Source organism: Stenotrophomonas sp. STEN023 (assembly GCF_056760135.1).
The window spans coordinates 1-19,543 of the sequence record NZ_JBRREF010000083.1 but is presented as its reverse complement, the minus strand read 5'-3'; the positions used below and the strand labels follow the sequence as shown (position 1 = coordinate 19,543).

Below are 19,543 nucleotides of genomic sequence, written 5' to 3'. Positions count from 1 at the left end.
ATGCTCGGCAGGAGCGTTCCCGGTAAGGCTTCTGCCGAGCATGGCTCGGCACTACATGGATTGCTTGTAATGCCCCTGCCGAGCACGGCTCGGCACTACATGAATCAAAGCCGCAGCTTGCTGCGGCTTTTTTCGTCATGCCATCTGCTATTGGTTGCGCGCGCAAGCGTATGCAGTCGCGCCTTGCCCAGCGGACGTAGAATAGGGCGATGAACGAAGTCGACCATAGCCATCTCGTGCACGGTCGTCGGCAACGCCCGGATGGGCCGTCGCCGGTGGACGTGATTTCCGTGCAATCCCAGCTGGTGTACGGCCATGCCGGCAACAGCGCGGCAGTACCGCCGCTGCGTGCCCTGGGCCTGCGCGTTGCTGAAATTCCAACCACGCTGCTGAGCAACGCGCCGTTCTACGTGACGCTGCGCGGCCGCGTGCTGCCTGCAGACTGGTTCGCCGAGCTGCTGCAGGGCGCAACCGAGCGGGGCCTGCCGCAGCGCGCCGGTGCCTTGGTATCCGGCTACTTCGGCAGTGTTGCCAACGGCGCCGCGTTTGCTGATTGGCTGGACCAAGTGCTGCCGCAATCGCCGCAGCTGCGTTATTGCCTGGACCCGGTGATCGGCGACACCCATACCGGTCCCTACGTTGAGCCAGGGCTGGAAAAGATCTTCATCGAGCGCCTGCTCCCGCACGCCTGGCTGGTCACGCCCAATGCCTTCGAGCTGGGCCGATTGACCGGCATGCCGGCCCTGGAACAGGACGATGCCATCGCCGCCTCGCGCAAACTGCTGGAGCGCGGCCCGGAATGGGTGATCGCGCATTCGGTATCCGGTGATCCGGGCGAGTTGGTGACGCTGGCCATCGGTCGCGAGCAGATCTGGCGTTGGACCTCGCCGCATCTGCCGGTGGATGTGGCCGGCACCGGAGACGTGCTGATGTCGCTGCTGGTCGCCTTCCTGCTCAAGGGTCACAGCTTCGAGGACGGCGTGAGTCGCGCTATCGCTGGCGTGCACGCTGCGCTGGAAGCGACGCTGGCCACTGGCGTGGAAGAGTTCGACGTATTGGCGGCCGCACCAGCTGCCTTGGGTACCCCGTATCGCTTCCGCGCCGAGCGTCTGGCGTGACTATGCGTCCAGTCATTGGCATCGTCGGCAGCGGCGGTGCCTTTGGACGTTGGCTGCGCGGTTTCTTCGAATCGCGCATGGGCTTGCAGGTGATCGGTCACGACCCGGTCGATGTTGACTCGCAGACCCCCGAGCAATTGCTGGAGCAAGCGGATGTGCTGCTGTTCTCGGCGCCGATCCGGCATACACCTGCATTGATCCGCGAGTACATCCTGCACTCGGCCGGACGAGAGCGCGGCAAGCTGTGGCTGGACGTCACCTCGATCAAGGCCGAGCCGGTAGCGGCGATGCTGGAATCACAGGCCTCGGTCGCCGGCCTGCACCCGATGACCGCACCGCCCAAGGCGCCGACCTTGAAGGGCCGGGTGATGGTGGTCTGCGAAGCGCGGTTGGATGCGCAGTGGCAGGTGTGGCTGGACGAGCTGTGCATCGCCTTGCAGGCCGAATGCGTGCGCGGCACTGCCGAACACCACGACCGGGTAATGGCGCTGGTGCAGGCAATGGTGCATGCAACACATCTGGCCCAGGCCGGCGTGCTGCGCGAGTACGCGCCGATGCTGGGCTCGCTGAGCGAACTGATGCCGTATCGCTCGGCTGCATTTGAACTGGATGCAGCGGTGATTTCGCGAATCCTGTCGTTGAACCCGGCCATCTACGAAGACATCCAGTTTGGTAATCCACACGCAGGCGAAGTGCTGGACCACCTCTTGCAGCAACTGCAGCAGCTGCGCAGTCTGGTGGGGCAGGGCGATGATGCCGCGCGTGCGGCATTCCGCACGCAGTATCTGGCCGACAACAAGGCTGCGGTGGATGAGCAGACCCTGCGCGACGGTAACTACAGCTTCGAGCGCGTCGGTTATCTGCTGGCGGATCTGACCGATCAGAGCGCGATGAGCGTGCATCTGCCGGAGGACCGTGCAGGTTCGTTGCGTGAGCTGCTGCACGTGTTCGAGCGGCATGGCATCAGCCTGGCGTCGATTCACTCCTCACGTACGCCGGGCGGTGAAGTGCACTTCCGCATGGGCTTCGTGCAGGCCTATTCGGCTGAGGTGATTTCAGCGGCCAGCGACGAGATCAACAGCAGCGGCATAGGCCGCGTGCTGGAGCGCTAAGCGCATCGGTTGTGGGAGCGGCGTAAGCCGCGAAACTCGCATCAATGGCCGAAGCCGATAGCGCATTGCAGTTGCCGAGGTTGTCTGGCCTTTGGGGACCATCAGCTTCGCGGCAGACCCCGCACCCACAAAAAACCCCACCTCGTAGGAGCGGCGTAAGCCCCGCAGCAGGCCAACCAACAACTGCAAGACCCACAGCAACAGCAACTGCCCAAAAGCCCCCCACCCCAACCCACCCCTTTGCTACGCAAAAGGGAGGGGGTAAAGCTGTAGGAGCGGCGTAAGCCGCGAAGCACGCGAGGCAACAGTCGCAAGAGCTACTGCAACTGCAACAGCCCAAAAGCACCCGTCCCCAACCCTCCCTTTTGCTACGCAAAAGGGAGGGGGCAGCCTATTGGCGTCTCAAAGTCTGCGACTTAATCCACAGGCGAGTGTGTGCAAGCATGTGGATAATTCCTTACATCCCTTGGGGCACAAGGCTGTCAAGATGGTTGGTGAAAATTTGACCAGTCTCCAGCCAGATCGGCACAGCGTATTCAGAATTACCGGATACCGGCCTGGCTCAGCATCCCGACGCGCGCCGGTGATGGTCACGGCGCGCTTGTTGGGCGGGGGTCAGGCCCGGTAGGGCTGGTTCATCGACAGGCTGACTTCGCCGTCGGCACTGAACAGGTTGCTGCCGCGCCGCAGTAACGGTCGGCCATCGGCAAGTTCGTAACGCGGTGGCCGGATAGTGCTGCTGGCCTGGCTGCCGGGTTCATCAAGGAACTCGATGACGATGCAACTCTCGCCATCGCTTGTGGTTGCTGGAAACTGTCTGAACGCCATGGTTCGCCTCCAATGCTGGAAAGGTGCTCGCATTTTGGTAGTTGCGAACACATAGCGAGCTTGCCGTTGGCGTTGTTACCCAGACGTTAGCGCAGCGTTCTCAATCTATGAATTGCAGCCGCGCCAGCTCGGCGTACAAACCGTCCTGTGCCAGCAGTTCAGCATGCGTGCCCTGCGCGACGATACGGCCGTGATCCATCACCACGATGCGATCGGCCTTGAGCACAGTTGCCAGACGATGCGCGATTACCAGTGTCGTGCGCCCGGCCATCAGCCGCTCCAGTGCGTGTTGCACCGCACGTTCGCTCTGCGCATCCAGTGCGCTGGTGGCTTCGTCCAGCAGCAGTACCGGTGCGTCCTTCAGCAAGGCACGGGCGATGGCTACGCGTTGTTGCTGGCCGCCGGACAGGCGTGCGCCGCGTTCGCCCAGGTCGCTGGCGTAGCCTTCCGGCAGCTGCATCAGGAAGTCGTCTGCCTCGGCTGAACGCGCGGCGGCGCGTACTTCCTCGTCGCTGGCTTCCAGTCGGCCATAGCGGATGTTGTCGGCGGCGCTGGCGGCAAACAGGGCAGGTTGCTGCGGTACCAGCGCAATGCTTTGGCGCAGTTTGGCCGGGTCAAGCTCGCGCAGGTCGATACCGTCCAGGCGCAGATTGCCGCTGTCCGGATCGTGGAAGCGCAGCAGCAGCGACAATACGGTGCTCTTGCCAGCACCAGATGGCCCAACCAGCGCCACGGTTTCGCCCGGTGCAACGCTCAGGCTGAAATCATCCAGCGCCGGTTGATCGGGTCGCTGTGGGTAATGGAAGGAGACATGCTCGAAGCGGATTTCGCCGCGAACCGGCGATGGCAGTGGATGCGGCTGTGCGGGTGCGGTGATCTGCGGGCTCTCGGCCAGCAGTTCACCAATACGGCCCATGCCGCCGGAGGCGCGCTGCAGTTCGTTCCACACTTCGGCCAAGGCACCGACCGAACCACCGCCGATCAAGGCATACAACAGGAATTGCCCAAGCGTACCGGCGCTCATCCGGTGATCAACCACATCGTGGGCGCCGGACCACAAGACAGCAACAATTGCCCCGAATACCAGCACCATGGCGATGGCGGTGACGAAGGATTGGGTGCGGATGCGGCGTCTTGCCGTAGCCACGGACACATCCAGTGCGGCCTCGAAGCGACCACGCTCATAAGGCTCACGGGCATGCGCCTGCACCGTACGTACCGCGCCCAGTGTTTCAGAGGCCAGGGCATTGGCGTCGGCGACACGGTCCTGGCTGGCGCGCGAAATCTTCTGCAACTTGCGCGCGCCAAGGACGATGGGCAGCACTGCCAGCGGGATACCGATAAGCGAGTACACCGCCAACCGCGGACTGGTCACGAACAACATCACCATCGCACCAACCACGGTGACGCTGCTGCGCAGCGCGACTGACATGGTCGAGCCGATCACACTGCGCAGCAGTTCGCTGTCGGCGGTGAGGCGCGACACCAGTTCGCCGCTGCGGGTGCGGTCGTGGAAGCCGGCATCCAGACCGATCAGGTGTGCATACAGCTTGCCGCGCAGGTCGGCGACCACTTTTTCGCCCAGCAGGGAGACGAAGAAGAAGCGGGCGGCAGTCGCCAATGCCAGCACCACTGCAACGCTGAACAGCAGCATGAAGGTGCGGTTGATCTCGCCACCGCCGGAGAAGCCGTGGTCGATCATCTGCTTGACCGCCATCGGCAGGCTCAGCGTGGCTGTGGATGACACCGCCAATGCAAGCAGCCAGGCTGTGAACAGGCCGCCATGGCGGCGCACGAACGGCCACAAGGTCTTCAGGCTGCCGAGCTTCTGCAGCTTGCGCGGCTGTGTGGGAGAGGTGTCAGTCATGGTTCACGGGTTCGCTCAAACGTAGGCGGTCGCGGGTGGCGTCGCGCAGGCGCAGGGCCAGCGCTTCGATCTGGTCTGCCGGCAGTCGCACATGCAGGCGCAGGCCTTCGGGCAGGAAGTGTTCTTCGAGTTTCTCGGCGCCGGCGTTGCCGAGCAGGGTGTGCACGATGCCCATGTCCTCGAAGCCGCATTGCAGGATGCGCTCGGTCATCGGTACCAGGGGACTGCGCTGGGCCAGCCGCAGGCACTCGGCAGCGGTGCCTCCATAGGCGCGGACCAGGCCGCCGGCACCGAGTTTGATGCCGCCGTACCAGCGCGTCACAACCACCGCGATGCGGTCGTAGCCTTGGCCATCGATTGCGGCCAGGATCGGGCGACCGGCGGTTCCGGCCGGTTCACCATCGTCGCTGGAACGGTATTCGTTACCATGCCGGTAAGCCCAGCAGTTATGGGTGGCGTCGACATCGGAGACCGATTGGATGAACGCCAGCGCCGCCTCGGCATCACCGATCGGCGCTGCCTGCGCGAGGAAGCGGCTGTGTTTGATGTCCAGCTCGTGGCTGGCGGGTACGGCGAGAGTGTCGAGCATTGCCGTCATTCTAGTGGCCGCGCCGCAAAGCTGTAGCGGATGCGGCTCAATCCTTGAGCAGTGGTCGCAGGTCGCGCGGAATTCGGGCTTCCGGGTAGTCATGGGCAAAGCGCCGCAGGCTGGCTTTCGCACCTTCCAGATCACCGCTTTCGTGACGCTCGCGGATGCGCTTGATCCACTGGTGGCGCGACAGTGTGGCATCGGCTTCGATGTCGGGAGTGCTATCTGCTGCAATAGCTTCCGCACGCTGGCGGCGTGCCTCGGCGGCCTTGCTCACTGCCTTGGCACCGGCATGCGGAATCGGTGTGGAGCCCGTCGTCGTCAGCCGTGGCGGCGACGCGCGTGCTGGTGCTGCCTCGGTTCTATAGCGCTGGTCCTGTGCAATGGCGGCCTGTTCGGCTTGAACCGGGGCAGCCATCGGTGCGGGAGCCATCATGGGTGCTGGAGGGGCAGGTGGGGCAGGTGGCACAACAACCGGTGCGGCGGAGAAGGCGCGAGGTGATTGCCCTGCATTGCTGGCGTTGGGCTTTTCGATGACGGGCACTTCGTCGTTGTGCGCAGCGCCTGGCTGTGCGGCGCCGACGCTGCGCTCCTTCGCGCTGACTACGGCTTTGGCCTGCGGTTCAGCGGGAGCGGGCGTTGCGGCATCCTCAGCGGCCTGGACGGGAAGTGGCGCCGCAGGTGCAGCAGCGACTTCGGCGGCTGCCATATCCGCGGACGCTGCGTCAGCGGCGGCCGCGGACATTTCGGCGTGCTGCATCGCCGGTTGCTGTGGCGTCAGCGGTCGCAGCTGCCAGGCCAGGCCAACCACCAGTACCAGTGATGCCGCCACGGCGAATGAAGACACCAGCCCGCGGCGGCGTCCCCAGCCGCGGCCACGGGAGGCGGGTACCGTCGCGGCGCGGTATTGGGTAGGTGCTTCTGTTTGAGGCTGCTCCGGTTGAGCCTGTGCCTGCGGCCCGGTGCGCGCCATGTCCATGATGCGGGCGTCCAGCTGCGCGCCGGGTGCTGCTGCGCCAGCACCAGGCCGGCCAAGCAGCCTTGCCATTTCGCGCTCTTCGGGGGTCAGTATGTCTGGAATGTTCATTCGCTCAACCTCGCGCGCAGCTTGTCCATCGCATAGCGCAGCCGCGACTTGACGGTTTCCCGGCCCACGCCGGTTATCTGCCCGATCTCCTCCAGGCTGAGTTCCTGTTCCAGTCGCAGGATCACGACTTCCTGTTGCTCCGGCGGCAACTCGGCCAAGGCTTGGCGCAATTGCAGGCGCTGGGCTTGTTCGTCGGCCACAAGCTCCGGTGTGCAGTTGTCGGCCAGGCGCGCGGTGCGTTCGTCGGCGTCGTCCGGCGCTGCCGGGCGATGACGGGCGGCGCGCCAGTGGTCGTTGAGGCGGTTATGGGCGATACGGAACAGCCAGGTGGCGAAGGCCGCATCGGGCTTCCAGCCGGCCCGGGCGTTGATCATCTTCTGCCAGACGTCCTGGAACAGTTCCTCGGCCAAGGGGCGGTCGCGCAGCTGGCCGAGCAGATAGTGGAACAGCCGCGCGCGATGCCGGGCGTAGAGCTCGGAGAACGCATCGCTGTCACCGTCGGCATAGGCCAACATCAGCACTTCATCGGTAGGGGTCTGGACAGCGGTATCCACCCGCCAAGCGTAGTGGCTGGGCGGGGTTCTGCCTAGCTCGGTGCGGCGGAGCAAGGCCGCTTATTCAGAATTGTGAATGTCAATCTTTTTTCTGCGACACACTGCTCTTGACCGCTGCGAAAGGTATGCTGCGGAATCAGGGGGGAGTTCCGGGAGACCGGAACCCAGAGAGAACGGATAGATGTCGTATAGCGAGCTTGACGCACGGGTTGATCCTCCGCGCGCCGATACATTTTCGCCGGTCACCAAGGCGGTGGCGACATTGCAGGGCATGCTGCCCCGCGCCGGCACGGTAGCGCTGGCGTGGCGCGATGGCGCGCTGGGCAAAGGTAGCTGCAGTCTTCCAGAAGCTGGCGGGCGCCTGTGCCTGATGGCAAGCGACCTTTTGGCCGGGCGCCCATCGGAGCTGCCTGCGTCTGTCCACGTCTTCAGCTGGAGTGATGAGGGCGGCGCCGATTATGTCGTGCTGGTCGACGCGGATGAGGCGGCGTCCATGGTCAGCAGCGATGCGTGGCAGGGCACCGCGCGGGTATTGCTCGCATCGGTCATGGAGCTGATGCGGCAGCGGCTACAGATTGAAGAGCTGCAGCGCTCCAAGCAGTTGCAGAAAGCCTTGTTCGAGATTGCCGACCTGGCCGGTGCCGATCTGGCGATGACCGAGATGATGGCGCATTTCCATCGCATCCTCGGCTCGCTGATGTATGCCGAGAACTGCTACATCGTGGAGTGCGACGAGAACCAGCAGAACCTGGAGTTCCTGTATTTCGTCGATACCCACGACAGTTACCTGCCAGAGCCGGGGCGCCGCTACAGCTACGAGGAAATGCCGGCCAGTCTTACCTTCGCGGTGTTGCGCAAGGGACGGGCGCTGAGTGGTCCCTCGCGCGAGTTGGCCAAGTACCTGGAACAGCAGTACGACGTCTCCGAAGGCGTGGAGAGCACCGACTGGCTGGGCGTGCCTATGTGGCGCGACAACCGCGTGTGCGGGGCGATCGTGGTGCAGAGCTATGTCGCCGATGCCTGCTATGGCGAGGAAGAGCTGGCGCTGCTGAATTTCGTCGCCAAGCACATCCTCACCGCGATGGACCGGCACCAGGCGCATGCGCAGCTGGAGCAGCGTGTCTGGCAGCGTACCCAGGACCTGGAGCACATCAACGATCACCTGCAGGGCGAGATCATCGAGCGCCGGCGTGCCGAGTTGCTGCAGGCCGCGCTGTTCAACATCTCCGAGCTGGCGATGAGCGGCAAGGCTGCTGGCGAGTTCTATGCGCAGGTGCACGAGATCATCGGCCGCCTGCTGGATGCCAGCAATTTCTATGTGGCGATGGTGACCGAAGATGCAGCAGGCATCGAGTTCGTCTACTCGGTTGACCGTTTCAACCGCGAGCGTGCAACCCGCGTGTTCAGTGATGGATTGACCGAGTACGCGTTGAAGCGGCGTGAGCCGGTGTTGCTGACGCGCGCGGACATCGACAAGCTGATCGCCACTGGCGCCCTGAAAGAGTTCGGTGCCAAGTCGCAGTGCTGGTTGGGCGTGCCCTTGTTCAGCGATGACGAGGTTGTCGGCGTCATCGCGGTGCAGAGCTATAACCCGCAGGTCGTATTCACCGCTGATGACCAGCGCCTGTTGGTGTTTGTGGCCCGCACCATCGGCAACAGTCTTGCCCGCCAGCGCGATCAACAGCGTCTGGTACAGGCACACGCAGACCTGGAGCTGCGGGTAACCGAGCGCACCCGCGAGCTCGGCGAAGTCAATCAGAAGCTGCTGGGCCAGATCGGCGAGCGCATGCGCGCCGAGCAGCGCCTGACCCATCTTGCGATGCATGACGTGTTGACCGGTTTGCCCAATCGCCTGCATCTGCAGGATCGGTTGGAACGTGCCATCGAGAATGCGGAGTTGGGGATCACCCCGCACTTTGCGTTGCTGTTCCTCGACCTGGATCGCTTCAAGTGGGTCAATGACAGTATCGGCCATGCCGCGGGTGACCAGATGCTGGTCGAGGTTGCACGGCGCCTGGTCGGGCTGGTGCGGGGCGACGATGTCGTGGCACGCTTGGGTGGCGATGAATTCGCGCTGCTGGTCCATTCCGACCGTGGTTCGAATGCGGCGATGGATCTGGGCCGGCGCCTGCTCAAGGCATTGGAAGCGCCCATGTGGGTGGACGGGCGCGAATTGTTCCCGTCCGGCAGCATCGGCATCGCAGTGTGGGATACGCGCTACACCTCCGGCGCGGACCTGCTGCGCGACGCGGACGCGGCGATGTACAGGGCCAAGCTCAAGGGCCAGGACCGCTGCGTGATGTTCGACGGTGCGATGCATGACGAGGCCATGCGCAGCCTGGAGCTGGAAGCGGATCTGCGGCGGGCAATCAAGAAGCGCGACTTCCTGCCTTACTACCAGCCCATCGTGTCGCTGCTTGACGGGCAGGTGGTTGGCCACGAGGCGCTGTTGCGCTGGCAGCATGAGCGCCGCGGCGTATTGCTGCCTGGGCAGTTCCTGTCACTGGGTGAAGAAAGTGGCCTGATCGAGCAGGTGGATTGGCAGATCTACGAGCAGGTGATGGAAGACATGGCGGCGTCGACGGCCGGCTATATTTCGGTGAATGTCTCGCCTCGTCATTTCCGCTCGGTTGAGTTCGCACCACGGCTGTTGGGAATGCTGGATGCGGCGGGCGCGGACCCCGCACGGCTGCGCGTTGAGATAACCGAAATGGCGTTGCTGGACGATGAGCCGCGGACCTTGCGCGCCTTGCACCAGCTGCGCGAGCGCGGTGTTGTGGTGCAGCTGGATGACTTTGGCACTGGCTATTCGGCGCTGTCCTACCTGCATCGCTTTCCGATCAGCGCATTGAAAGTGGATCGGAGTTTTGTCGCCGGCCTGCACAATGAAGGAAGCAGCAGCACCATGGCCCTGGTGCAGGGCGTGCTGTCGCTGGCGCGCACGCTGGGCATCGAGACGATAGGCGAGGGCATAGAAGACGAGCGCCAGCTGCAGACGCTCAAGGAGCTCGGTTGCAACTTCGGCCAGGGCTACCTGCTCGGCTACCCGGCCCCGTGCGAGCAGAGCCTGCAGCGCAGGAAGGCCGCAGGCTTGTAGGAGCGGCGTAAGCCGCGAAGCTGGGATTGCTATTGCTGCGCATCAGCTGGAATTGCACGATGCATAGCGGTTGTTGCTGTTGCCTGCTTCGAAGATCTGCGATCTGTGCAGCGTACGAGCTTCGCGGCTTACGCCGCTCCTACAAAAAAGCGTACCGGTACCTCAACGCAGCGCGTTGCGCTTCTTCTCGTCGAACCACTTGTCGGCCTGGGCCGGCGAGTAGTTGCGCATCCACTCCAGCATCTGCGTGGCGTCGTCGCCGTACCACAGGTCTTCGCGCTGTTCCGGGTGCAGGAAGCGCTCGCTGACCATTGTGTCGATCATGCCGATCAGCGGCTGGTAGAAGCCGTCGATGTCGAGGAAGGCGCAGGGCTTGTGGCCGATGCCGAGCTGGCGCCAGGTCAGCATCTCGAAGATTTCCTCGGCGGTACCAAAGCCGCCGGGCAGGGCGACGAAGGCATCGGACAGGTCGAACATGCGCGACTTGCGCTCATGCATGGAGCTGACGATCTCCAGCGAGGTCACGCCCTTGTGCGCGACTTCCATGTCCACCAGATGCTGCGGAATCACGCCGGTGACTTCGCCGCCAGCGGCGAGCACGCCGTCTGCCACCGCGCCCATCAGGCCGGTACGGCCGCCGCCATAGACCAGACGCAGGCCTTCGTTGGCGATGCGCGTGCCCAGCTCGGTGGCGCGTTCGACGTAGATGGGCTTGGCACCGGGGTTGGAGCCGCAATAGACGCAGATGGACTTCATGTGTTGTTCCTGATGGATGGGAGGAGGTGGTCGCTCTGCTGCCAATGAATGCGCACGCAGACCGGGGACTACAAAAGCAAGAAGGCTCCGCCGGAGCGGAGCCTTCAGGTCACAGGCCGTGGAGCTTAGTTGGCCTTGTGGATGGCGCGCTTGGTCACTGCCATCGCCGCGTCGTGCACTGCCTCGGACAGCGACGGGTGGGCGTGGCAGATGCGGGCCAGGTCATCGGACGAGCCGCTGAACTCCATGGTCAGCACACCTTCGTGCACCAGCTCGGAGACATTGGCGCCAACCAGGTGCATACCCAGCACGCGGTCGGTTTCGGCGTGTGCCAGCACCTTGACGAAGCCAGCCGGCTCCACCATGGCGACGGCGCGGCCGTTGGCGGCGAACGGGAAGCTGCCGGCCTTGTACGGGATGCCCTCGGCCTTGAGCTGGGCTTCGGTCTTGCCGACCCACGCCAGTTCCGGCTCGGTGTAGATGACCCACGGGATGGTGTCGAAGTTGACGTGGCCCGGCAGGCCAGCGATCAGCTCGGCCACGGCGACGCCTTCTTCAAAGCCCTTGTGGGCCAGCATCGGGCCGCGCACGCAGTCACCCACCGCCCAGACGCCATCGACGCCGGTGTGGCAATGGTCGTCGACCACGATCTGGCCGCGCTCGTTGATCTGCACGCCGGTGCCATCGGCCAACAGGCCCTTGCTGGCAGCGCGACGGCCGACGGCCACCAGCAGCTTGTCGACGGTCAGGCTCTTCTCGCCTTCGGCATCGGTGTAGCTGACGATGACTTCTTCGCCCTTGATCTCGGTCTTGGAGACCTTGGCGTTGAGCAGGATGTTCAGGCCCTGCTTCTTGAATTCCTTGGCGGCAACCTTGGCGACTTCAGCATCGGCAGCAGCCAGGAACTCCGGCAGTGCTTCCAGGATGGTGACGTCCGAACCCAGGCGCTTCCACACGCTGCCCAGTTCCAGGCCGATCACGCCGGCGCCGATAACAGCCAGACGCTTCGGCACTTCGGTGAAGTCCAGCGCGCCGACGTTGTCGACGATGTGCTTGCCGTCAAACTTGGCGAACGGCAGTTCGATCGAATCCGAACCGGCAGCGATGATGACATTGGTGCCCTTGAGCTCGACTTCAGAACCGTCGTGCTGCTTGACCTTGACCACGTTGCCGGCCTGCAGCTGGCCGAAGCCGTAGTAGGTGGCAACCTTGTTGGCCTTGAACAACTGGGCGATGCCGCCGGTGAACTGCTTCACGATGGCGTCCTTGCGGCCGACCATCTTGTTCACGTCGATCTTGGCGTCGTTGAAGCTGATGCCGTGCTGATCGAAGATGTGGCCCATGTTCCAGTACTGGCGCGAGGAGTCCAGCAGCGCCTTGGACGGGATGCAGCCCACGCGCAGGCAGGTGCCGCCCAGCGCCGGCTTGCCGTCCTTGCCCAGCGCTGCATCGATGCAGGCGGTCTTCAGGCCCAGCTGTGCGGCGCGGATGGCAGCGTGGTAGCCGGCCGGACCAGCACCGATGACGACGACGTCGAATTGTTCAGCCATTTGAGATTCCTTGTTGCCTGTCCCTTCTCCCGCCGGGAGAAGGTGGCGCGTAGCGCCGGATGAGGGTGCGGGTGAGGCTTGCCCTCACCCCAACCCCTCTCCCGCGAGCGGGAGAGGGGCTCAGAGCAATTACAGACCGAACAGCATGCGGCCCGGGTTTTCCAGCTGGTTCTTGATGTCCACCAGGAACTGCACCGAATCCTTGCCGTCGATGATGCGGTGGTCATAGGACATGGCCAGGTACATCATCGGCGCGATCACGACCTGGCCGTTCTCGGCGATCGGACGGTCCTTGATGGCGTGCATGCCGAGGATGGCGCTCTGCGGCGGGTTGACGATCGGGGTCGACATCAGCGAGCCGAAGGTGCCGCCGTTGGTCACGGTGAAGGTGCCGCCCTGCAGTTCTTCCAGCGACAGCTTGCCGTCACGGGCCTTCTTGGCGTAGTCGGCAATTGCCTTCTCGATGTCGGCGAACGACATGCGCTCGACGTTGCGCAGCACCGGGGTCACCAGACCCTTCTCGGTCGACACGGCGATCGAGATGTCCGAGTAGCCGTGATAGATGATGTCGTCACCATCGATCGAGGCATTGACCAGCGGGAAGCGCTGCAGTGCGTTGGCGGCAGCCTTGACGAAGAAGCTCATGAAACCGAGCTTGATGCCGTGGGCCTTGACGAACTCTTCCTGCAGTTCCTTGCGCGCAGCCGAAACCTTGGACAGGTTGACTTCGTTGAAGGTGGTCAGCATGGCGGTCGAGTTCTTCGACTGCATCAGACGCTCGGCAATGCGCTTGCGCATGCGGGTCATCGGCACGCGTTCTTCCGGACGTGCACCGCCGGCCTTGCCGACGCCGCCGTTGCGGGCGAAGTTGACAATGTCTTCCTTGGTCACCGCGCCGTGACGGCCGGTGCCGGACACGTCAGCCGGGTTCACGCCCTCGGTAATTGCCGAGAAGCGGGCGCCCGGGGGCAGGCCGTCGGCAGCCGACTTGGCAGCCGGAGCCGGTGCAGCGGCAGCAGCCGGAGCGGCGGCGGCCGGGGCAGCAGCCTTCGGTGCTTCGGCAGCGGCGGCCGGGGCGGCTGCTGCAACCGCGCCTTCCTCGATGATCGCCAGGATCTGGCTCGAGGTGACGGTGTCGCCTTCCTGGAACTTGATTTCCTTCAGCACGCCATCAACCGGCGCCGGTACTTCCAACACGACCTTGTCGGTTTCCAGGTCGAGCAGGTTCTCATCACGCTTGACGGCCTCGCCAGCCTTCTTGTGCCAGGTGGCGATGGTGGCGTCGGAGACGGATTCGGGCAGTACCGGTACTTTGACTTCGGTGGCCATTTGGCTGATTTCCTGGTTTCGTTTTCTTGTGGAAAAGGGGGCTTATTCGGCGTAGTTGTCGTCGATCTTGTTGACCAGCGCGTCGGCGAGCAGCTGTGCGAGTTCGCGCAGGTGATCGGACATGTGGCCAACAGCAGGCGACGGAGAACGCGGGCGACCGGCATAGTGCAGCGCCTGGCCATCGGCCACGCATGCCTGCAGGTGGTGCTTGATCTGGTACCACGCACCCTGGTTCATCGGCTCTTCCTGGCACCACACGACGTCGGTTGCCTTGCCGTACTTCTTCAGTTCGGCAGCCAGCGCCGGGCGCGGGAACGGGTAGAGCTGTTCAACGCGCACCAGTGCCACGTCATCCTGGCCGCGCTTGGTCACGTCTTCCAGCAGGTCGTAATAGACCTTGCCCGAACACACGACGACGCGCTTGACCTTCTTGGCGTCCGCGCTGGCGTCGCCGATCAGGTGCTGGAACTCGCCATTGGCCATTTCGTCCAGGCTGGACACGGCCAGCTTGTGACGCAGCAGCGACTTGGGCGACATGACGACCAGCGGCTTGCGGGTAGCCATGCGCATCTGGCGACGCAGCATGTGGAATGCCTGCGCCGGGGTCGACGGCACGCAGACCAGCATGTTCTCCAGAGCGCACAGCTGCAGGAAGCGCTCAAGGCGCGCCGAGCTGTGTTCCGGGCCCTGACCTTCATAACCGTGCGGCAGCAGCAGGGTCAGGCCGGAGATACGGCCCCACTTTGCTTCGCCGGAGGCGATGAACTGATCGATCACCACCTGGGCGCCGTTGGCGAAGTCGCCGAACTGGCCTTCCCAGATGCACAAGGTGTTCGGATCGGTGGTGGAGAAGCCGTACTCGAACGCCATCACCGCTTCTTCGCTGAGCAGCGAATCGATGATGGTGGCCTGTTCCGGCGACTCGACCAGCTGACGCAGCGGCAGGTAGTAGTTGTCGGTCTTCTGGTCGTGCAGGATCGCGTGGCGGTGGGTGAAGGTGCCGCGGCCCACGTCCTGACCAACCAGGCGCAGTGCGTTGCCTTCGTCCAGCAGCGTTGCGTAGGCCAGGTTTTCGGCAAAGCCCCAGTCGCCGAGGATTTCACCGGCGGCCATCTTGCGACGGTCGTCGTATACCTTGGCAACGCGCGAATGCACTTCCACGCCTTCCGGAATGGTGTTGATCATGGTGGCCAGCTGGGTCAGCTTGCCCATGTCGACCTTGGTGCTGACCGGATCGGACAGCTTGCCCGACAGGTACTTCGACCAATCCACGTACATCTTGCTGGTGGCCGGGGTCTTTTCGACCTTGGCCAGCTCGGTGGTGACTTCGCCCGAGTCCAGCTTGTTGCGGTACGCGTCGACCATTTCCTTGCCGGCGCCGGCAGCGATGACGCCTGCGGCTTCCAGCTGCTCTGCGTAGAGCTCGCGGGTGGTCTTGTGCTTGCGGATCACCTGGTACATCAGCGGCTGGGTGATCGCCGGTTCATCGGCTTCGTTGTGGCCCCAACGGCGGTAGCAGACCAGGTCGATCACGACGTCCTTGTTGAACTGCTGGCGGAAGTCATAGGCCAGCTTGGCCGCGAACACCACGGCTTCGGGATCGTCGCCGTTCACGTGCAGGACCGGTGCAGCAACCATCTTGGCGATGTCGGTGCAGTACAGGGTCGAGCGCGAGTCGTCGCGGTTGGAGGTGGTGAAGCCCACCTGGTTGTTGATGACGATGTGCACCGTGCCGCCGACCGCGAAACCGCGGGCCTGCGACATCTGGAACAGCTCCATCACCACGCCCTGGCCGGCGAATGCAGCGTCGCCGTGGATCAGGACCGGCATCACCTGCTTGCGCGCGGTGTCGTTGCGGCGTTCCTGGCGCGAGCGCACCGAGCCGACAACCACCGGATCAGCGATTTCAAGGTGCGACGGGTTGAACGCCAGGGCCAGATGCACCGGGCCGCCATCGCTGGCGACGTCGGCGGAGAAGCCCATGTGGTACTTCACGTCACCGGCAACGGCGCGGTCGTCGTGCTCGAACTTGCCTTCGAACTCGTCGAACAGCTTGCGCGGGTTCTTGCCGAGGGTGTTGACCAGCACGTTCAGGCGGCCGCGGTGGGCCATGCCGATGATCACGTCCTTGACGCCTTCCTTGCCGGCGTCGCGGATGATGGTGTCCATCATCGGGATCAGCGAGTCGCCGCCTTCCAGCGAGAAGCGCTTCTGGCCGACGTACTTGGTGTGCAGGTAACGCTCGAGGCCTTCGGCGGCGGTCAGGCGCTCCAGGGTGCGACGCTTGGTGTCGGCATCCAGGTTGTAGTTGCCACCGGCAGCCTCAAGGCGCTGGTAGAGCCACTGGCGCTGCTCGACTTCGGCGATATACATGAACTCTGCGCCGATCGAGCCGGCATAGGTCGCCTTCAGGCGCGCAAGCAGGTCACGCAGCTTCATCCGCGGCTGGCCGCCGACACCACCGGTGCTGAACTCGTCGTTGAGGTCGGCATCGCTGAGGTGGTGGAAGGGCAGGCCCAGGTCCGGCGGGTTGACCGGCGGGGTCAGGCCCAGCGGATCAAGATTGGCGCCGAGGTGGCCGCGCGAACGGTAGGCGGTGATCAGGCGGCCGACGTTGCGCTCGCGCTCGTCGCCGGAACCGGCGTTGCCGCCGACCTTGCCAGCGTTCTTTGCGGCTTCGGTGATGTGGGCGATGGCGGCAGAGTGCGGCACATCGCCAGCTTCGCGGCCTTTGAAGCCGTCAAAGTAGGACTTCCACTTGGGGTCCACACTGTCCGGGGAGACGAGGTACTGTTCGTACAGGTCCTCGACATAGGAGGCGTTGCCGCCGGCGAGCTGCGATGATTGCGCAAACTGCTTCAGTAGATTGTCCACGATGGAGAGTCGGATTCACTTGTGGGGTAGTTCTGGGAACCGGCGGACCTGCTACAGCGTCCCGCGCGGGCGTGTTCTAACCACGAAATTATACCCCTCACTGGACAGGAAGGGGCACCTACACTGTCCCGCGCATTAATACCTGACTGCGGCGTGTCCTGCCCCGGTCAATGCTCAGACACCTAGTACGCGCAGCCCGTTGCAATCACGTGAACGCTCCCAAATGCGCTTGAACAGCGCTTCCTGCTGCTGCGCGCGGGCGGGGCTGTCCAGTGACAGCTCGCCTTCGACGCGGGCGCCCATTGGACGAAAGTAGCAGTCGCCGCGATCGTTGCTGATGGCAGCCGAGCCGACCTCGCAGTCCACCGGGTCTACCGGCTCACGTAGCTGGAACACACTGGGCAGACGCTGCGCCAGCGCGATGAAGGCGGCGGGCAGGGCGGGAAGGTCGGCTTCGTGCAGCAGTACCTGCACCTGCTTGTCGTGACGGGCGGTGGCAAACCGGCGCAAAGCGTCCAGCACCAAGGGCTGGGCGAGCAGGGCGTCATTGCCGCGCAGCTGCAGGTACAAATGGCGGCGCGCAGCATGGATCACCGCTGCGGTGGCGGCGCGGGCCTGATCCGGGTCCTGTACCCGCATCGCCCCGTCCAGACGCCGGCGCATGGTCTGGTGGCCGATGCCGGCCTCTTCAAATTCAACGCCTTCTGGCAGAAACCCATTGCAGGCGTAGAAGTCGCGGGCATGCAGTTGGGCATGCAGGCTTACTTCCCCCCAGCCGCGTTTGCGGGCTGCGGCCAGTAGCGCATTCAGCATGGCTTGGCCCACGCCTTTGCCACGCCAGGCAGCCAGCACTGCCATCCGACCGATGCGCTGATCCGGGGTAAGGCGGGCGGCCCCGATGGGCTGGCCGTGCTCATCCAGCGCCAGCGCGTGGTCGCTGAGTGGATCCAGCGCGTCTATTTCCAGCTCGGCCGGGACGTTCTGCTCGCTGACAAATACGGTGTGACGCACGCCGTGCAGCAGGGTCTGCTGCACGGCGTAGTCGGCGATCTCTACTCGGAAGATCGCGGTTTGACTCATGCCGACGGGGTTTCCGCGTCGTCTTCGTCTTCTTCCTCACCGTCGTCGCAGATCACCACGACTTCGACGCCTTCCTCATTGACCAGGATGGTCTCGATGCTGGCGCTGGACGGCTCGCCTTCACCGGCTTCGCTGTATTCGATGACTTCGATCTCGACTTCCGGGGCATCGGCCTCGTCGTCGAAGTCTTCGTCGTCGAGATCTTCCTCGGCCACGTCTTCCATGGCTTCCAGTGCGTCCTGCTCGGCGAGCATGGCGGCAATGGTTTCCACGTCCAGCAGCTGGTAATGACCGCCGACGATCAGTTCCATCAGCGCATCACGGCCCTTGTTGCCGAGCTTGTTGAACAGGGCGATATCGATCTGTTCGGTACCGGCCAGGGTCTGCGCGTCCTTGATCGACAGCTGGAACGCCAGGCCGGAGCAGTACAGCGAGGCGCCACGGGTGGCGCGGCGCCAAGCCAGTCGGGCCCAGGGGTGACGCTCGAGCACGCCGCCGTTCTCCAGCTCGGCGACCACTTCTTCCGGCGACGGCGGTGCCTGCGAGGGCAGGATGTCACCGGCGGCGCGATAGGTGGTGATGAAGCGGCCGAACCAGTTGCCGAGACGATCCGGGTCGTTCATGCGCAGTGCGTTAAGCGCGGCGACCACGCGCTTCATTGCGGCCTCGTCGATCTCGTTCGGGTCTTCCGGCAGCTTCAGGTCCGGGTCCTGGAAGCGGATGGATTCGTCGGCATCGGCGACCAGGTCGTCCAGGTAATCGCTGATCAGCTCGGCGGAGGACGGCGCGCGCATGCCGAACGAGAAGGTCAGGCAGGGGTTCACGGCAACGCCGTTGTGCGGCACGTTCGGCGGCAGGTACAGCATGTCACCCGGGCCCAGCACCCAATCGTGGGTGGCTTTGAACTTCTTCAGTAGCTTCAGCTCGACGTCGGGGCGGAACTCCAGCGACGGGCGCTTGCCCTTGGTCGACTCGCTGGCGTCGATCTGCCAGCGGCGCTGGCCATGGGCCTGCAGCAGGAACACGTCGTACTGGTCGACATGGGCGCCAACCGAACCGCCGGTGGCGGCAAAGCTGATCATCACGTCGTCCATGCGCCAGCGCGGCAGGAAGTTGAAGTAGGAGGTCAGGGCACGCACTTCCGGGTCCCACTTGTCCACGTCCTGTACCAGCAGGGTCCAGTCGTGGTCGGGCATGCCGGGGAAGTCTTCTTCCTGGAACGGGCCGGTACGCAGCTCCCAGCCATCGGTGGCGCGGTCATGGCTGACGATGCGCGCCAGCGCGCCTTCTTCGCAGGCCAGGCCAGCAAGGTCTTCCGGCAGCACCGGGGTTTCGAAATCCGGGAAGGCGGCGCGGATCAACAGCGGGCGCTTCTGCCAGTAATCGCGCAGGAAAGTGGCCGGGCTCATGCCCAGTGGCAGGCCGGGCTTGGCCTGGACTTCGATCGGATAGGTCTTTTGCTTGCGTGCAGCCATGGGGGAAATCCTTTGCAACGGAGGTCGAACAGGGGCGCGGATGACGCGCAGACCTCCATTGTCCCCTTGTTCGCGGCAATACGCACCGTAGGCGACTGATCTGGATCAAATTCAGCGAAAAGAATGCACCCGTAGTGGGGGGGGGGGGGGGGGGGGGGGGGGGGGGGGGGGGGGGGGGGGGGGGGGGGGGGGGGGGCGAGCGGGGGGACGCGCGGGCCAGGACCCAC

14 protein-coding genes are annotated in these 19,543 nt (G+C 64.2%); 3 read left to right on the top strand and 11 right to left on the bottom strand.

All coding sequences use genetic code 11. From position 1 onward, the window contains the following. Positions 1–209 precede the first annotated feature (209 nt). Together pdxY and ACVOLV_RS18350 are read left to right on the top strand one after the other, a co-directional pair. A complete protein-coding gene (gene pdxY / locus ACVOLV_RS18355) occupies positions 210–1,118 on the top strand; it encodes a pyridoxal kinase (RefSeq protein WP_481555616.1) in 909 nt (302 codons plus the stop codon). Then, positions 1,115–2,230, top strand: coding sequence for a prephenate dehydrogenase (locus ACVOLV_RS18350; RefSeq protein ID WP_481555615.1), 1,116 nt, complete (start codon positions 1,115–1,117; stop codon positions 2,228–2,230). Before pdxY ends, ACVOLV_RS18350 begins: the two co-directional genes overlap by 4 nt. A 615-nt stretch (positions 2,231–2,845) precedes the next feature. Here ACVOLV_RS18350 and ACVOLV_RS18345 read toward each other — a convergent pair. From ACVOLV_RS18345 to ACVOLV_RS18325, 5 genes are all read right to left on the bottom strand, one after another. Beyond that, complete coding sequence (locus ACVOLV_RS18345; RefSeq protein ID WP_481555614.1) at positions 2,846–3,058, bottom strand: hypothetical protein; 213 nt, start codon at positions 3,056–3,058, stop codon at positions 2,846–2,848. Between the two features lie 100 nt (positions 3,059–3,158). Next, positions 3,159–4,925, bottom strand: coding sequence for an ABC transporter transmembrane domain-containing protein (locus ACVOLV_RS18340; protein ID WP_481555613.1), 1,767 nt, complete (start codon positions 4,923–4,925; stop codon positions 3,159–3,161). Continuing rightward, entirely contained in the window at positions 4,918–5,514 is a 597-nt protein-coding gene (locus ACVOLV_RS18335) for an IMPACT family protein (RefSeq protein WP_481555612.1), read from the bottom strand. The genes ACVOLV_RS18340 and ACVOLV_RS18335 overlap by 8 nt, the downstream gene beginning before the upstream one ends. 46 nt (positions 5,515–5,560) lie before the next feature. After that, positions 5,561–6,601 carry a hypothetical protein gene (locus ACVOLV_RS18330; RefSeq protein WP_481555611.1) on the bottom strand — a complete coding sequence of 347 codons (1,041 nt, stop codon included), beginning with the start codon at positions 6,599–6,601 and terminating at the stop codon, positions 5,561–5,563. Beyond that, a complete protein-coding gene (locus tag ACVOLV_RS18325) occupies positions 6,598–7,155 on the bottom strand; it encodes an RNA polymerase sigma factor (protein ID WP_481555610.1) in 558 nt (185 codons plus the stop codon). Before ACVOLV_RS18325 ends, ACVOLV_RS18330 begins: the two co-directional genes overlap by 4 nt. Before the next feature lie 181 nt (positions 7,156–7,336). Here ACVOLV_RS18325 and ACVOLV_RS18320 point away from each other — a divergent pair, with 181 nt between their 5' ends. Next, on the top strand, positions 7,337–10,252 hold the full coding sequence (locus ACVOLV_RS18320; protein WP_481555609.1) for a bifunctional diguanylate cyclase/phosphodiesterase: 2,916 nt from the start codon (positions 7,337–7,339) through the stop codon (positions 10,250–10,252). 162 nt (positions 10,253–10,414) lie between these two features. Here the strand turns inward: ACVOLV_RS18320 and ACVOLV_RS18315 are convergent, their stop codons facing one another. The 6 genes from ACVOLV_RS18315 to ACVOLV_RS18290 form a co-directional block, all read right to left on the bottom strand. Continuing rightward, the gene (locus tag ACVOLV_RS18315) at positions 10,415–11,008 is read right to left on the bottom strand and encodes an LOG family protein (protein ID WP_481530296.1); all 594 of its coding nucleotides are present in this window, start codon (positions 11,006–11,008) and stop codon (positions 10,415–10,417) included. Positions 11,009–11,133: 125 nt separating this feature from the next. Continuing rightward, positions 11,134–12,558, bottom strand: a complete 1,425-nt coding sequence (gene lpdA / locus ACVOLV_RS18310) for a dihydrolipoyl dehydrogenase (protein WP_481555608.1) — start codon at positions 12,556–12,558, stop codon at positions 11,134–11,136. Between the two features lie 129 nt (positions 12,559–12,687). After that, positions 12,688–13,887 (bottom strand): dihydrolipoyllysine-residue succinyltransferase, encoded by a 1,200-nt coding sequence (sucB, locus tag ACVOLV_RS18305; protein WP_481555607.1) that lies wholly within the window; start codon positions 13,885–13,887, stop codon positions 12,688–12,690. Positions 13,888–13,929: 42 nt separating this feature from the next. Further along, positions 13,930–16,761, bottom strand: coding sequence for a 2-oxoglutarate dehydrogenase E1 component (locus ACVOLV_RS18300; protein ID WP_481555606.1), 2,832 nt, complete (start codon positions 16,759–16,761; stop codon positions 13,930–13,932). Positions 16,762–16,935: 174 nt separating this feature from the next. Further along, positions 16,936–17,826 carry a GNAT family N-acetyltransferase gene (locus ACVOLV_RS18295; RefSeq protein ID WP_481555617.1) on the bottom strand — a complete coding sequence of 297 codons (891 nt, stop codon included), beginning with the start codon at positions 17,824–17,826 and terminating at the stop codon, positions 16,936–16,938. An 11-nt stretch (positions 17,827–17,837) separates the two neighbouring features. Continuing rightward, positions 17,838–19,316 (bottom strand): ribosomal protein uL16 3-hydroxylase, encoded by a 1,479-nt coding sequence (locus tag ACVOLV_RS18290; RefSeq protein ID WP_481555605.1) that lies wholly within the window; start codon positions 19,314–19,316, stop codon positions 17,838–17,840. Positions 19,317–19,543: the final 227 nt, after the last annotated feature.